The following is a 14,056-nucleotide window of genomic DNA, read 5'->3' as shown; positions in this document are numbered from 1 at the left end:
GTTTCAAATGTGGAATGCAATCAAATGTGGGAGCGGGCTTGCTCGCGAAAGCGGTGTATCAGTCACAGCATCTTTATCTGACACACCGCATTCGCGAGCAAGCCCGCTCCCACATAAAGCAAATCTCACCCGGCTTAAGTTAGATAAAAACAAAAGGTGCAGCCATGCCCGCAATCCGAATTGGCATCAACCCGATTTCCTGGAGCAACGACGACCTGCCGGCCCTCGGCGGTGAAACGCCCCTGAGCACCGCGCTGAGCGAAGGCAAGGAAATCGGCTACGAAGGTTTTGAACTCAACGGCAAATTCCCCAAGGACGCCAAGGGCGTCGGCGATGTGCTGCGCCCGTATGACCTGGCGCTGGTCTCCGGCTGGTACTCCAGCCGCCTGGCGCGGCGCTCGATGGCAGAAGAAATCGAGGCCATCGCTGGGCACGTCGAGTTGCTCAAACAAAACGGCGCCACGGTGCTGGTGTACGGCGAAGTCGCCGATTCGATCCAGGGGTCACGTATCCGCTTGATCGAACGCCCGCGGTTCCACAGTGAACAAGCCTGGCAGGACTACGCCGACAAGCTCACTGAGCTGGCGCGTTTTACCCTGTCCCAGGGCGTGCGCCTGGCGTACCACCACCATATGGGGGCTTACGTTGAATCCCCGGAAGACATCGACCAGCTGATGCAACGCACCGGCCCGGAAGTCGGCCTGCTGTTCGATTCGGGCCATTGCTACATGGGGGGCGGCGAGCCGCTGGAAGTCCTGAAAAAACACATCGACCGTGTCTGCCACGTGCACTTCAAGGACGTGCGCAAGCCGGTGGTGCAGCTGGCGCGCAACCAGATGTGGAGCTTCCCGGATTGCATCGTCAACGGCACCTTTACCGTGCCCGGCGATGGCGACATTGAGTTTGGCGAGCTGCTCGACGTGCTGCTGGCCGCCCGCTACGCAGGTTGGCTGGTGGTCGAAGCCGAGCAGGACCCGGCCGTCGCGCCCAGCTATATCTATGCGAAAAAGGGCTACGACACCCTGCGTGCGCTGCTCACCGAGAGGACAAAAGCATGAGCCTGTTGGTCAAGAGCCACAAACGCGGGCAAACCATGGTCGCCCTCGAAGACGGACGCCTGGAGTACGTGGGTTTCAAAGCCTACCGCTTGAGCCTGGGCGAAACCCTGCCGGTCAGTGCCGGGGACAAGGAGCTGTGCCTGGTGCTGCTCAGCGGCCGGGTGAATATCCAGGGCGAGGGCTTCAACTGGCAGAACCTCGGTGATCGCCAGTCGGTGTTTGAAGACAAATCGCCGTTCGCCGCCTACTTGCCACCCGGCACCGTGGCCCAGGTCACCGCGTTGAGCGATGTGCAGATTGCCGTGTGCGCCGCCCCCGGTGCCGAAGGTTACGAACCGCGCCTGATCCGCCCCGAACAGTGCAAGCGCAGTGTGCGTGGCAAGGGCGCCAACACCCGCTACGTGTGCGACATCCTGCCGGACAGCGAGCCGGCCCATTCGCTGCTGGTGGTGGAGGTGCGTACGCCGTCCGGGCATTCGTCGAGCTACCCGCCGCACAAGCACGACACCGACGACTTGCCGCACCAGAGCTTTCTGGAAGAGACCTATTACCACCAGATCAACCCGCCCCAGGGCTTTGTGTTCCAGCGCGTGTACACCGACGACCGCAGCATCGACCAGGCCATGGCCGTGGAAAACAGCGACCTGGTGGTGGTGCCCAAGGGGTATCACCCGGTCAGCGTGCCGTACGGCTACGAGTCCTATTACCTGAACGTGATGGCCGGCCCCAAGCGCGCCTGGCATTTCCACAACGACCCGCAGCACAGCTGGCTACTGGACCTTTAAGGGGCGCGACATGACCACAACCCGACTGACCATGGCCCAGGCCCTGGTGAAGTTCCTGGACAACCAATACATCGAAGTCGATGGCGTAGAGAGCAAGTTTGTCGCCGGTGTGTTCACCATTTTCGGCCACGGCAACGTGCTGGGCCTCGGCCAGGCGCTGGAGCAGGACAGCGGCGACCTGGTGGTGCACCAGGGCCGCAACGAGCAGGGCATGGCCCATGCCGCCATCGGTTTTGCCAAGCAGCACCTGCGGCGCAAGATCTACGCGTGCACCGCGTCGGTCGGCCCCGGCGCGGCGAATATGCTGACCGCCGCTGCCACTGCCACGGCCAACCGCATCCCGCTGCTGTTGTTGCCCGGCGATGTCTACGCCAGCCGCCAGCCTGACCCGGTGTTGCAACAGATCGAACAGTTCCATGACCTGAGCATCAGCACCAACGACGCGTTCCGTTCCGTGAGCAAATACTGGGACCGCATCAACCGCCCCGAGCAATTGATGACGGCGGCGATCCACGCCATGCGCGTGCTCACCGACCCCGCCGAAACCGGCGCGGTGACCCTGGCGCTGCCCCAGGATGTGCAGGCCGAAGCCTGGGACTATCCCGACTATTTCCTGCAAAAACGCGTGCACCGTATCGACCGTCGCCCGGCCACCCCGGCAATGATCGGCGATGCACTGGCCGCGTTCCGTGGCAAGCGCAAGCCGCTGATTATCTGCGGCGGCGGGGTCAAGTACTCCGGCGCGAATGCTGCGTTGCAGGCGTTCGCCGAGCGCTTCGGGATTCCGTTTGCCGAAACCCAGGCGGGCAAGAGTGCGGTGGTTTCCAGCCACCCGCTGAACGTTGGCGGCATTGGCGAAACCGGTTGCCTGGCGGCCAACCTGCTGGCACCGCAGGCCGACCTGATCATCGGCATCGGCACGCGTTATACCGACTTCACCACCTCGTCCAAATCGCTGTTCAAGCATGCCGATGTCAAGTTCCTCAACCTCAACATCAGCCCGTGCGATGTGTTGAAACTCGACGCGGTGCAAGTGCTGGGCGATGCGCAACTGGCCCTTGAAGCCTTGGCGGATGCGTTGGGCGATTACCGCAGCGGCTGGGGCGAACAGGTGCGCGAGGCCAAGGCGCAGCTCGACGCCGAAGTCGAGCGCGTGCATCAGGTGGAATACAGCGGCGACGGCTTCGTGCCCGAAGTCGACGACCACCTCGACCGCGCCGTGCTGCGTGAATTCATCGAGCTGACCGGCTCGTGCCTGACCCAGAGCCGCGTGCTCGGTGTACTCAACCAGACCCTGGCCGACGACGCGATCATCGTCGCCGCTGCCGGCAGCCTGCCCGGCGACTTGCAACGCGCCTGGCGCAGCAAGGGCGTCAACACCTACCACGTCGAATATGGCTATTCGTGCATGGGCTACGAGATCAACGCCGCGCTGGGGGTGAAACTCGCCGAGCCGAGCAAGGAGGTGTATGCGTTGGTCGGCGACGGCTCCTACATGATGCTGCACTCGGAGCTGGCCACCTCGATCCAGGAGCGGCGCAAGATCAACGTGGTGCTGCTGGACAACATGGCCTTTGGTTGCATCAACAACTTGCAGATCGGCAATGGCATGGACAGCTTCGGCACCGAGTTCCGCTACCGCAACCCCGAGAGCGGCAAGCTCGACGGCGGCCTGGTGCCGGTGGACTTTGCCATGAGCGCGGCGGCCTATGGCTGCAAGACCTACAAGGTCAGCACCGTGGCGCAACTTGAAGCGGCGCTGGCCGATGCGCGTACGCAAACGGTGTCGACGCTGATCGACATCAAGGTGCTGCCAAAAACCATGGTGCACGGCTACCTGTCGTGGTGGCGGGTCGGCGTGGCGCAGGTGTCGACCAGCGAACGCACGAATGCCGCGGCAAAGAAACTCAATGAACAGCTGGCGAAGGCCCGGCAGTACTAATAACAAGAGGAGTTTTTACATGTCGTTGAAGCTTGGAGTCATCGGTACCGGGGCCATTGGTCGGGACCATATCCGTCGTTGCAGCCAGACCCTGCTCAACAGCCAGGTGGTGGCGGTGACCGACATCAATCTCGAGCAGGCCGCCAAGGTGGTGGCCGATTTGAAGCTGGACGCCGAGGTGTACCCCGACGGCCACGCGCTGATCAACTCGCCGCAGGTCGAGGCGGTGCTTGTCACGTCCTGGGGCCCGAGCCACGAGGAATTCGTGCTCGCCGCCATCGCCGCCGGCAAGCCGGTGTTCTGCGAAAAACCCCTGGCAGTCACCGCTGCCGGCTGCCGCAAGATCGTCGACGCCGAAGTCGCCTACGGCAAGCGCCTGGTGCAAGTCGGGTTCATGCGTCCGTATGACGAAGGCTATCGCGCACTCAAGGCGGTGATCGACAGCGGCCAGATCGGCGAGCCGCTGATGCTGCACTGCGCGCACCGCAACCCGACAGTGGGCGAGAACTACAAGACCGACATGGCGATCACCGACACCCTGATCCACGAGTTGGATGTGTTGCGCTGGTTGCTCAACGACGACTACGTGTCGGTGCAAGTGGTGTTCCCGCGCAAGTCGAGCAAGGCCCTCGCGCACCTGCGCGACCCGCAGATCGTGCTGCTGGAAACCGCCAAGGGCACGCGCATCGACGTGGAAGTGTTTGTGAACTGCCAATACGGCTACGACATCCAGTGCGAAGTGGTGGGGGAGACCGGCATTGCCAAGCTGCCGGAGCCATCCCAGGTGCAGCTGCGCAGTGAAGCGAAGTTGTCCAATGCGATCCTGATGGACTGGAAGGATCGGTTTATCGGTGCATACGACGTGGAATTGCAGGCGTTCATCGACAGCGTGCGCGCCGGCCAGGTCGGCGGGCCGTCGGCGTGGGATGGCTTTGCGGCGGCGGTGGCGGCGGATGCGTGTATCGAAGCGCAGAGCAGTGAGCAGATTGTGAAAGTCAGCTTGCCGGATCGTCCGCACTTCTACGGCTAACCCCAACCCCAAAGGTGGAATGCAGTCAAAAATGTGGGAGCGGGCTTGCTCGCGAATGCGGTGTCTCAGATACAGAATTTTGGCTGACACACCGCATTCGCGAGCAAGCCCGCTCCCACATTTAGATTAGGTTTTCACTTTGAAAAAGGAGTGTTTGCATGCGAATCGGACTAGTGGGCTACGGCCACGGAGGGCGCTTTTTTCATGCGCCGCTGATTGCAACCTTGCCCGGCGCCACGTTTGTCGGCGTCGTCACACGCTCCCCCGAGCGCCGCCAGCAGTTGGCTTGTGATCATCCCGGCCTCAAGGCGTTTGACTCCATCGGCCAGATTGTCGAAGCCGGCGTCGACACCCTGGTCATCTCCACCACCCTCAAGGGCCGCCCGGCGCTGGTGCTGGAAGCCATCGAGCACGGGCTGACGGTGGTCAGCGACAAACCCTTCGCCGCCAATACCGAACAGGCCCAGGCGCTGATCACTGCCGCCGAGCGCCATGGGGTGAAGCTCAGCGTTTATCAGAACCGACGCTGGGACTCGGACTACCTGACCCTGCGCAAACTGATCGACGCCGGTGCCCTGGGCACCATTACCCGCTTTGAATCCCGCGTGGAACGCTACGCCCCCCACGCCGTCGGCAATGCCAGCGGCGGCGGTTGGTTGCGTGACCTCGGCAGCCATCTGGTGGACCAGGCGCTGCAACTGTTCGGCCCGGTGGACCGGGTGTTTGCGCAATTGCAGTTCAGCCACGAACACCCGACCGTCGATCACGGCTTCTTTGTGTCCCTGACCCATGCCAACGGGGTGATTTCCCATTTGTGGGGCAGCGCTCTGCAAAACAGCCAGGCCCCGCGTTTTCGCGTGAGTGGCACCCTCGGTTGCTACACCGTCGACGGGCTGGACGGCCAGGAGGAGGCGCTGCTGGCCGGCAAATCGCCGAAGACCGAAGGCGAGCACTGGGGCGCCGAAGAACATCGGCGCTGGGGCTGGTTCGAACAAGGCGAGGAGCGCGAGCGGGTGCCATCGGAGAAGGGCTGCTGGACGCAGTTCTATCGCCAGTTGCAACGTGCCGTGGACAGCCAGGAAGCACTGCCGGTGGACGTCTATGACGCGCTGGAAACCACCCGTATATTGGACGCCGCACGCCTTAGCGCGGGGCGTCAGCAGGTGGTTTCAACAAAAATAGAATAAAATTCTAAAACAGGTTGATATGGAAATTATTTTCCAATAAAGTCTTTTCCAGGTTGCATAAAGTACGTCTTGGGCTCGACCCCGGCGACTCAACAAAAACAAGATCAAAAACAACCAGGTACCGTCAGATGAAAATCTTCAACGCTGTACTGCGAGTTTTACGCCCAGCCTCCACGCCACGCGGTCTGCCCCGCGCCCGGCCGTTCTACTTCTCTTTCCTCAATGTGTTGTGCGTCGAAAACCAAGGCGCGCTGGTGTGCTGCATTCCAGGTGCGCCCGTCGTCCGGCTGCCTGCCGAGCTCTGATAAACGCAACGTCCAAAAAACCAACAAGAAAGTGGAGACAGACCGTTCATGAAGACCCCGATCCGTTTTACCGCGCTAGCCCTATCGCTGTTGCTGGGCAGTGGTGCTGCTTCGGCTGCCGATCTCAAGATAGGTGTGAGTATGTCCGCCTTCGACGACACCTTTCTTACCTACCTGCGCGAAGACATGGACAAACAAGCCAAGTCCTACCCAAAGGGTGACGGCGTGCAACTGCAGTTTGAAGATGCCCGCGCCGATGTGGTGAAGCAACTCAGTCAGGTCGAGAACTTTATCAGCCAAAAAGTCGATGCAATCATCGTTAACCCGGTTGATACAGCCTCGACTGCGAACATTATCAAGGCTGCCACTGCGGCGAAAATCCCGCTGGTATTCGTCAACCGTCGCCCTGACAGCGCAACATTGGCCCCCGGCGTAGCGGCGGTAACCTCCGACGACGTCGAGGCGGGCAAGCTGCAAATGCAGTACATCGCGGAGAAGCTCGACGGCAAAGGCAATATTGTGATCCTGCTGGGTGACTTGGCGAATAACTCCACTTCCAACCGTACCAAAGGAGTGAAGGAAGTCCTGGCCAAATACCCTGGCATCAAGATCGAACAGGAGCAGACCGGGATATGGCTGCGTGACAAGGGCATGACCCTGGTCAACGATTGGCTGACCCAAGGGCGCGACTTCCAGGCGGTGCTCTCGAACAACGACGAGATGGCGATTGGTGCTTCCATGGCCCTGAAGTCGGCAGGTAAGAAAGGCGTGCTGATCGCCGGTGTCGATGGCACGCCGGATGGTTTGAATGCGATCACTAAGGGTGACATGACTGTGTCGGCTTTCCAGGATGCCAAGGGCCAAGCGGACAAGTCGGTTGAAACAGCGCGCAAGATGGCTAAGAACGAGCCTATCGAGCAGAACGTGGTGATCCCGTTCCAGCTGATCACCCCCGAAAACGTCAAAGACTTCAAATAACAACAATAAGCCAGCAGGGCAGCTGTGCGGTTGCCCTGCCGATGGAGTACCTCCCTATGCTTGCTCAAGCCACTCTCTCGCAGCCTCCCGGTATCCAGCCAGTAGAACTGGAAGAACCCTACCTGTTGGAAATCAGCAATATCAGCAAAGGCTTTCCCGGCGTCGTGGCCCTGGCCGATGTGCAACTGCGAGTGCGCCCGGGCACGGTGCTGGCGCTGATGGGCGAGAACGGTGCGGGCAAGTCGACGCTGATGAAAATCATCGCCGGCATCTACCAGCCCGACGCCGGGGAAATCCGCCTGCGCGGCAAGCCGATTGTGTTTGAAACCCCACTGGCGGCACAAAAGGCCGGGATCGCGATGATCCACCAGGAGCTCAACCTGATGCCGCACATGAGCATCGCCGAGAACATCTGGATCGGCCGCGAGCAGCTCAACGGCCTGCACATGGTCAACCACCGCGAAATGCACCGCTGCACCGCCGAGTTGCTGGCACGTCTGCGCATCAACCTGGACCCGGAAGAACACGTCGGCAACCTGAGTATCGCCGAGCGGCAGATGGTCGAGATTGCCAAGGCGGTGTCCTACGACTCTGACATCCTGATCATGGATGAACCGACTTCGGCCATTACCGACAAGGAAGTGGCCCACCTGTTTTCGATCATTGCCGACCTCAAGGCCCAGGGCAAAGGCATCGTCTACATCACGCACAAAATGAACGAAGTGTTTGCCATTGCCGACGAAGTGGCCGTGTTTCGCGACGGCCATTACATCGGCCTGCAACGCGCCGACAGCATGAACAGCGACAGCCTGATCTCGATGATGGTCGGCCGTGAGCTGAGCCAGTTGTTCCCGGTGCGCGAGACGCCCATCGGTGCGCTGCTGATGTCTGTGCGCGAGCTGAGCCTGGATGGCGTGTTCAAGGACGTTTCGTTCGACCTGCACGCCGGTGAAATCCTCGGCATCGCCGGGTTGATGGGCTCGGGCCGCACCAATGTGGCGGAAACCATTTTTGGCATCACCCCCAGCAGCAGCGGCCAGATCACCCTCGACGGCAAGGCGGTGCGCATTACCGACCCGCACATGGCGATCGAGAAGGGCTTTGCGCTGTTGACCGAGGACCGCAAGCTCAGCGGCCTGTTCCCGTGCCTGTCGGTGCTGGAGAACATGGAGATGGCCGTGCTGCCGCACTATAGCGGCAACGGATTTATCCAGCAGAAAGCCCTGCGTGCGCTGTGCGAAGACATGTGCAAGAAGCTGCGGGTGAAAACCCCGTCCCTTGAACAGTGCATCGACACCTTGTCCGGTGGCAACCAGCAAAAAGCCTTGCTCGCGCGCTGGTTGATGACCAATCCACGCTTGCTGATCCTCGATGAGCCGACCCGTGGCATCGATGTGGGCGCCAAGGCCGAGATCTACCGTTTGATTTCCTTCCTCGCCAGCGAAGGCATGGCGGTGATCATGATCTCCTCGGAGCTGCCCGAAGTGCTGGGCATGAGCGACCGGGTGATGGTGATGCACGAGGGCGAACTGATGGGCACCCTGGATCGGTCCGAGGCGACCCAGGAAAAAGTCATGCAGCTGGCTTCCGGTATGACCGTAGTCCACTGACGTACAGAATAAAAAAGGTGATGGGTTATGAACGCAATAACGGATAACAAACCGGCCACTGTGCCGACCAAGACACGCCGGCGCATGCCGACCGAGCTGAGCATCTTCCTGGTGCTGATCGGTATCGGCCTGGTGTTTGAACTGTTCGGCTGGATCGTGCGTGACCAGAGCTTCCTGATGAACTCCCAGCGCCTGGTGCTGATGATCCTGCAAGTGTCGATCATTGGGCTGCTGGCGATTGGCGTGACCCAGGTGATCATTACCACGGGTATCGACCTGTCATCCGGTTCGGTGTTGGCGCTGTCGGCGATGATCGCCGCCAGTTTGGCGCAAACTTCAGACTTTTCACGGGCAGTGTTTCCAAGTCTCACGGATTTGCCGGTGTGGATCCCGGTGGCGATGGGGCTGGGCGTAGGGCTGCTGGCGGGGGCGATCAACGGCAGCATCATCGCCGTGACCGGTATCCCGCCGTTCATTGCCACCCTGGGCATGATGGTGTCGGCCCGTGGGCTGGCGCGCTACTACACCGAAGGCCAGCCGGTGAGCATGCTCTCGGACTCGTACACGGCCATCGGCCATGGTGCGATGCCGGTGATCATCTTCCTGGTGGTTGCGGTGATCTTCCATATCGCCCTGCGTTACACCAAGTACGGCAAGTACACCTACGCCATCGGCGGCAACATGCAGGCGGCGCGGACTTCGGGGATCAACGTCAAGCGTCATCTGGTCATCGTCTACAGCATCGCCGGCCTGCTGGCGGGCCTGGCCGGTGTGGTTGCCTCGGCACGTGCGGCGACGGGGCAGGCCGGGATGGGCATGTCCTATGAACTGGACGCGATTGCCGCCGCCGTGATCGGCGGCACCAGCCTGGCGGGCGGGGTAGGGCGCATTACCGGCACGGTGATCGGCGCGCTGATCCTGGGCGTGATGGCCAGCGGGTTTACTTTTGTCGGTGTGGATGCGTACATCCAGGACATCATCAAGGGGCTGATCATCGTGGTGGCCGTGGTGATCGACCAATACCGCAACAAGCGCAAGCTCAAACGCTGACCTGGATGCAGGGTTAAATGGGGGAGCGGGCTTGCTCGCGAATGCGGTGTCTCAGTACAGAATGTACCGGCTGACACGCCGCTTTCGCGAGCAAGCCCGCTCCCACATGGGGTCTATCGCTGATCCGTTCCAACCGTTTGTCTTCTATATAGCTCCACAACACTGAATTTCTTGCTATAAACGCACTCCGATAACCAATCGCCAAGCCCGTCCTGGTGCTTTTAGGGGTTATCTCGGAAAAATTGCCTGTCTTTTCAGTTGCTGCGCTCTCAAGTCGGCCTTAGACTGCCGCCCCTCGTAAATTGAGTGCCGGGTGGCGCTTGAAATGGACGGCGCCCTTCCGAGACCTGCAGAGGTCGGCCGGAACGCTCCCTTATTCGCCTTAATGCACGTATTTTTTATAGAGAAATCAATGACAAAGGAAAAGTTGCTGGCCATGCCGGCGGATGACTACATGAATGCCGAACAGCACGCTTTTTTTGAGCAATTGCTGCAAGACATGAAAGTGGAACACCACGAGCGCATTGAACAGAACCGTATCGCCATTGAAAGCCTGGACACCCCGGCCGATCCGGCCGACGCCGCTTCGGTCGAAGAAGAGCGTACCTGGCTGGTGAACGCCATCGACCGCGACCAGCGCATGCTGCCGCAACTCGAACGCGCGTTGGAACGCATCAAGGAAGACTCCTTTGGCTGGTGTGACGACAGCGGCGAGCCTATCGGCCTCAAGCGCCTGCTGATCAGCCCGACCACCAAGTACTGCATCGAAGCGCAAGAGCGCCACGAGCAGATTGACAAGCACCAGCGCCAAGCCTGATGCGCTGAAGCTGGGGGGCGCGCCTGCGTCCCTCCAGGCGATACACGTTACGCCCCGTCTATTGATCTGCTGCAACGCACCCCACTAAAGGCCCATGGATAATGGCCTGATAGTGGCGTCTAATGCAGTGACAATAATGACAAGCAGTGGGGTGACGAAGATGGCTGGAGACGGATCTCTGATGGGCGCAGCAGTACCACCGCAGACGGTGGTGCGCGGGCTGCCCGGTTGGCTGACGCCGCTCTTGCAGAGCACCGCCCTGGTGCTGGTCCTGCTGGGCCTGGCGTTTGCCGGCCTGTCGATATACCTCTGCCTGCCGCTGGCCTTGCTGGTGATCTGGCTGCCTCGCCTGAAAACCCGCACGCCTGCGGTCGCACCTTCCACGGACAGCGACGCCATCGGTGAGCTCACGCGTGACCTGTCCCACACCACCAGCCATAACGCGCTGTCTGCCGCCGGCGTGGCCTATGCGGTCAAGCAACTGGCTGCGCGCCTGCAATCGCAGTTAAGTGCGGCCAAGCAGATCGTCAGCAGCGCCGAAGTGATGATCGGCACGGAGCAGGTCACCTCACAGCTCAGCCGTCAGGCGCTCGGTGCAGCCAGCCAGGCCCATCAACGCAGCACCGAAGGGCGTGAGGTGTTGGCGCAGTCGATCACGCGCATGCATCAGCTCAGCGACCGGGCCAACGCCAGTCGCGAGTTGATCGAAGCGTTGAGCCAGCGCAGCGAGGAAATCCAGCGAGTGACGTTGGTGATTCAGTCCATCGCCAGCCAGACCAACCTGTTGGCCTTGAACGCGGCCATTGAAGCCGCGCGTGCCGGCGAGCACGGGCGCGGGTTTGCCGTGGTTGCCGATGAAGTGCGCGGGCTGGCCGGGCGGACCGCCACCGCGACCGATGAGGTCGGGGTGATGGTCGCCGATATTCAACAACGTACCGCCCAGGTGGTGGAGCAGATTCGCCAACTGTCGACCGACCTCAATACGGGTGTGGAGCAGGTCGAGCATGCCGGTGAACAGCTGTCGAGCATCGCCAGCCTGGCGGCGGATGTGGAAGGGCAGGTCAATGAGATCGCCCAGGGCACCGACACCAACCGTGCCCAGTTGGACAGCCTGTTCCATGCCGTGGAACAAATGCGCAGCGACCTGACCGTGAGTGACCAGCAAACCCGTCAGCTGGCCGACGCCGCCGTCCAGATGGAAGGCCAGGCCGAAATCATCAGTGAGCGCTTGGCCGAGGTCGGGCTGGATGACTATCACCAGCGCGTCTACGACCTGGCCCGTGAAGGCGCCAGCCGCATTGCCGCGCAGTTCGAGGCCGATGTGGAGCAAAACCGCATCAGCCTGGACGACCTGTTCGACCGCAGTTACACGCTGATCCCGAATACCCATCCGAGTAAGTACCACACGCGGTTTGACGGTTATACCGATCAGGTGTTGCCGGGGATTCAGGAGGCGTTGTTGCCGCGTCACGAGGGGTTGGTCTTCGCTATAGCCTGCACGCCCCAGGGCTATGTGCCGACGCACAACAAGGCGTTTTCCCAGGACTTGACCGGGGATGCCCAGGTGGATGCGGTGCAGAACCGCACCAAGCGCAAGTTTGACGACCGCACCGGGATTCGCTGTGGCAGCCACCAGCAAGCGGTGCTGCTACAGACATATACCCGCGATACCGGCGAATTGATGCATGACTTGTCAGTGCCGATCATGGTCAAGGGCCGGCACTGGGGTGGGTTGCGGCTGGGCTACAGGCCGGAAGGCGTGTAGGCGCGGGGAGGGGGCCGTCGAGCGGGGTTCAGGAGGTCAATGCCCCTGAATCGACGGCAGTCTTGAGGGCCAGGGCGGATTCTTTGCCCGCGACGGCGGCAGCTTCTGCAGTCTTGAACCAGCGGTCCTTTTCCACCTGATGCGTGGTGACCGTTTTCAGCGGTGGCTTGGCGCGCATCACGATGACCGCCTGGAATTCTCCGTCTACTTCCCTCGCATCGCCATGGATGAAAAACTCGCCAATATCAAATTCCGTCACGTATAGCCTTCCCTTCAAGGTAACTGCACAGATGAGACCTGACCCGCAGAGGGGCAAACTTCAATCGACGGGCCAGTATGGCAGTTGTTGGTGGGTGGCGGCGCGGTAAAGTCATCCTGGTGACGAAACGAGGCCACCCTGTTGCAGTGTGGCTTCCAGTTCCTTGGCCAGTTGGCAGGCCTTGATATGGTCGCTGCGAAACCCCAGCACACGGCCGCTGGTGACTTCGCGAATATGAAAGAAGTTACGCCCCGCCGGCACAACTTGGTAAAGAACCGAATTCGAGTACCCGTATAGGCCTTGCACGCAGTAGTATTGGCGCTCGTCATGCAGTGTCGAGCGAGTGTGGCAAGACGTAGCATCGTGTTGACGTCGTTGCATGGTCAGCTCCTGTCGATCGATTGTGTTGATGCAGCTGCAGCGTTTCGGGTGGTTTTGACCCGTGTTGCTGTTTTAGTATTGTCGTCGGCGAACGATGTCTGGTTCCGCACCTGGTTGTTTTGTTTAAGGTGGGCTGTCGGAAACCGCGTTTTTTATTTGGGTTATTCTCTGAAGCGGTGCGGTCTCTATTCTCGAGCCGTCAAACCTGTGATCTGCTGTGATACATGGTGTCCTCGCCCGAGGTTCATTGGGTACGTCTGTACCAGCCGTATGGCTCAGCAGCGGGATCTTCTTCAGTTTTTCAATGAATGTGTTGTGTGATCGTGCCGTAACGGCCGGATTTTTGTGCTGCCCGCTGTGGCGGTCAGCACTTCTTTTGATGTGGGGGCGTTTCCTTGGCAGTCAGTAATCTGGATATGCACGCGTTATTCGTGCTGGGTGATTTACGCGCAAAGTTGGTCAAGCAGTTTCAATCGCGTTTTGTTTACATCACTGAACAAACGCCGGAAGGTATTTACATCGCCGAAATCGATACCGAAACCGCATTGGTTGTCGATGACAAACCGCGCCTGGAACTCAAGGTCGGCGACCATTTTCGTGCGGCCGTGCTGCCCAGCCGTGAAGGCGGCAAGTTTGAATTGAAGTTCCGCGACATTAAGTTGACGGTATATGGCCTGGGCGATTACGCCTTTGTTTCGTCGGCTGAAGGCCAGGGCATCGTGTTCAAGGAAGGCCATAGCGTCATGCTGGTGTTTGCCGCCAATGAACAATTGCAGGAAGGCCTGACCAAAACCCTCAAGGCCGTGACCGGCAAGGCCGCCAAGTGGCGCAAGGGTGAACTGGTGACCTTCAAGGCCAGCGAGTAGTTTGTAAACGCAATGTGTAATCC

The 14,056-nt window shown here is 60.4% G+C and carries 14 protein-coding genes; 12 read left to right on the top strand and 2 right to left on the bottom strand.

Features of this window, described 5'->3' with window-relative positions:
• The first annotated feature begins 164 nt into the window (after positions 1 to 164).
• The 11 genes from iolE to IB241_RS18875 all read left to right on the top strand — a co-directional run bounded on the left by iolE (position 165) and on the right by IB241_RS18875 (position 12,527).
• Positions 165 to 1,058, top strand: a complete 894-nt coding sequence (gene iolE, locus IB241_RS18925) for a myo-inosose-2 dehydratase (RefSeq protein WP_192299743.1) — start codon at positions 165 to 167, stop codon at positions 1,056 to 1,058.
• Positions 1,055 to 1,843 (top strand): 5-deoxy-glucuronate isomerase, encoded by a 789-nt coding sequence (gene iolB / locus IB241_RS18920; protein ID WP_192299742.1) that lies wholly within the window; start codon positions 1,055 to 1,057, stop codon positions 1,841 to 1,843. The genes iolE and iolB overlap by 4 nt, the downstream gene beginning before the upstream one ends.
• Before the next feature lie 10 nt (positions 1,844 to 1,853).
• A complete protein-coding gene (gene iolD, locus IB241_RS18915; protein WP_192299741.1) occupies positions 1,854 to 3,785 on the top strand; it encodes a 3D-(3,5/4)-trihydroxycyclohexane-1,2-dione acylhydrolase (decyclizing) in 1,932 nt (643 codons plus the stop codon).
• Positions 3,786 to 3,804: 19 nt separating this feature from the next.
• Positions 3,805 to 4,815, top strand: coding sequence for a Gfo/Idh/MocA family protein (locus IB241_RS18910; protein ID WP_192299740.1), 1,011 nt, complete (start codon positions 3,805 to 3,807; stop codon positions 4,813 to 4,815).
• 158 nt (positions 4,816 to 4,973) lie between these two features.
• Complete coding sequence (locus IB241_RS18905) at positions 4,974 to 6,002, top strand: Gfo/Idh/MocA family protein (RefSeq protein WP_192299739.1); 1,029 nt, start codon at positions 4,974 to 4,976, stop codon at positions 6,000 to 6,002.
• Positions 6,003 to 6,130: 128 nt separating this feature from the next.
• Positions 6,131 to 6,307 carry a hypothetical protein gene (locus IB241_RS18900; protein ID WP_192299738.1) on the top strand — a complete coding sequence of 59 codons (177 nt, stop codon included), beginning with the start codon at positions 6,131 to 6,133 and terminating at the stop codon, positions 6,305 to 6,307.
• 48 nt (positions 6,308 to 6,355) lie between these two features.
• Positions 6,356 to 7,285, top strand: coding sequence for a sugar ABC transporter substrate-binding protein (locus tag IB241_RS18895; RefSeq protein ID WP_017735809.1), 930 nt, complete (start codon positions 6,356 to 6,358; stop codon positions 7,283 to 7,285).
• Positions 7,286 to 7,341: 56 nt separating this feature from the next.
• Positions 7,342 to 8,895 carry a sugar ABC transporter ATP-binding protein gene (locus tag IB241_RS18890; protein WP_192299737.1) on the top strand — a complete coding sequence of 518 codons (1,554 nt, stop codon included), beginning with the start codon at positions 7,342 to 7,344 and terminating at the stop codon, positions 8,893 to 8,895.
• A 27-nt stretch (positions 8,896 to 8,922) separates the two neighbouring features.
• A complete protein-coding gene (locus IB241_RS18885; RefSeq protein ID WP_192299736.1) occupies positions 8,923 to 9,945 on the top strand; it encodes an ABC transporter permease in 1,023 nt (340 codons plus the stop codon).
• A 412-nt stretch (positions 9,946 to 10,357) separates the two neighbouring features.
• Positions 10,358 to 10,762, top strand: coding sequence for a TraR/DksA family transcriptional regulator (locus tag IB241_RS18880; protein ID WP_010564800.1), 405 nt, complete (start codon positions 10,358 to 10,360; stop codon positions 10,760 to 10,762).
• Positions 10,763 to 10,856: 94 nt separating this feature from the next.
• Complete coding sequence (locus IB241_RS18875; RefSeq protein WP_412547880.1) at positions 10,857 to 12,527, top strand: methyl-accepting chemotaxis protein; 1,671 nt, start codon at positions 10,857 to 10,859, stop codon at positions 12,525 to 12,527.
• A 28-nt stretch (positions 12,528 to 12,555) separates the two neighbouring features.
• On the opposite strand, the gene IB241_RS18870 is transcribed toward IB241_RS18875, so the two are convergent.
• Positions 12,556 to 12,786 (bottom strand): hypothetical protein, encoded by a 231-nt coding sequence (locus tag IB241_RS18870; protein WP_192299734.1) that lies wholly within the window; start codon positions 12,784 to 12,786, stop codon positions 12,556 to 12,558.
• Positions 12,787 to 12,897: 111 nt separating this feature from the next.
• Positions 12,898 to 13,167 carry a hypothetical protein gene (locus tag IB241_RS18865; RefSeq protein ID WP_192299733.1) on the bottom strand — a complete coding sequence of 90 codons (270 nt, stop codon included), beginning with the start codon at positions 13,165 to 13,167 and terminating at the stop codon, positions 12,898 to 12,900.
• 416 nt (positions 13,168 to 13,583) lie between these two features.
• Here IB241_RS18865 and IB241_RS18860 point away from each other — a divergent pair, with 416 nt between their 5' ends.
• On the top strand, positions 13,584 to 14,033 hold the full coding sequence (locus IB241_RS18860) for a hypothetical protein (RefSeq protein WP_064452050.1): 450 nt from the start codon (positions 13,584 to 13,586) through the stop codon (positions 14,031 to 14,033).
• Positions 14,034 to 14,056 lie beyond the last annotated feature (23 nt).

It is taken from the genome of Pseudomonas sp. PDM05 (assembly GCF_014851685.1).
Classification (GTDB): Bacteria; Pseudomonadota; Gammaproteobacteria; order Pseudomonadales; family Pseudomonadaceae; genus Aquipseudomonas.
Note: the sequence above shows the minus strand (reverse complement) of the source record. Positions and strands in the feature narration are given on the sequence as shown.

Excerpts from the sequence above, each read along its gene's own strand:
- IB241_RS18895 (WP_017735809.1), top strand. The coding sequence starts at position 6,356 with ATGAAGACCCCGATCCGTTTTACCGCGCTAGCCCTATCGCTGTTGCTG.
- IB241_RS18885 (WP_192299736.1), top strand. The coding sequence starts at position 8,923 with ATGAACGCAATAACGGATAACAAACCGGCCACTGTGCCGACCAAGACA.
- IB241_RS18905 (WP_192299739.1), top strand. The coding sequence starts at position 4,974 with ATGCGAATCGGACTAGTGGGCTACGGCCACGGAGGGCGCTTTTTTCAT.
- IB241_RS18900 (WP_192299738.1), top strand. The coding sequence starts at position 6,131 with ATGAAAATCTTCAACGCTGTACTGCGAGTTTTACGCCCAGCCTCCACG.
- iolB (WP_192299742.1), top strand. The coding sequence starts at position 1,055 with ATGAGCCTGTTGGTCAAGAGCCACAAACGCGGGCAAACCATGGTCGCC.
- iolD (WP_192299741.1), top strand. The coding sequence starts at position 1,854 with ATGACCACAACCCGACTGACCATGGCCCAGGCCCTGGTGAAGTTCCTG.
- IB241_RS18865 (WP_192299733.1), bottom strand. The coding sequence starts at position 13,167 with ATGCAACGACGTCAACACGATGCTACGTCTTGCCACACTCGCTCGACA.
- IB241_RS18880 (WP_010564800.1), top strand. The coding sequence starts at position 10,358 with ATGACAAAGGAAAAGTTGCTGGCCATGCCGGCGGATGACTACATGAAT.
- IB241_RS18910 (WP_192299740.1), top strand. The coding sequence starts at position 3,805 with ATGTCGTTGAAGCTTGGAGTCATCGGTACCGGGGCCATTGGTCGGGAC.
- IB241_RS18875 (WP_412547880.1), top strand. The coding sequence starts at position 10,857 with ATGGATAATGGCCTGATAGTGGCGTCTAATGCAGTGACAATAATGACA.
- IB241_RS18890 (WP_192299737.1), top strand. The coding sequence starts at position 7,342 with ATGCTTGCTCAAGCCACTCTCTCGCAGCCTCCCGGTATCCAGCCAGTA.
- iolE (WP_192299743.1), top strand. The coding sequence starts at position 165 with ATGCCCGCAATCCGAATTGGCATCAACCCGATTTCCTGGAGCAACGAC.
- IB241_RS18860 (WP_064452050.1), top strand. The coding sequence starts at position 13,584 with ATGCACGCGTTATTCGTGCTGGGTGATTTACGCGCAAAGTTGGTCAAG.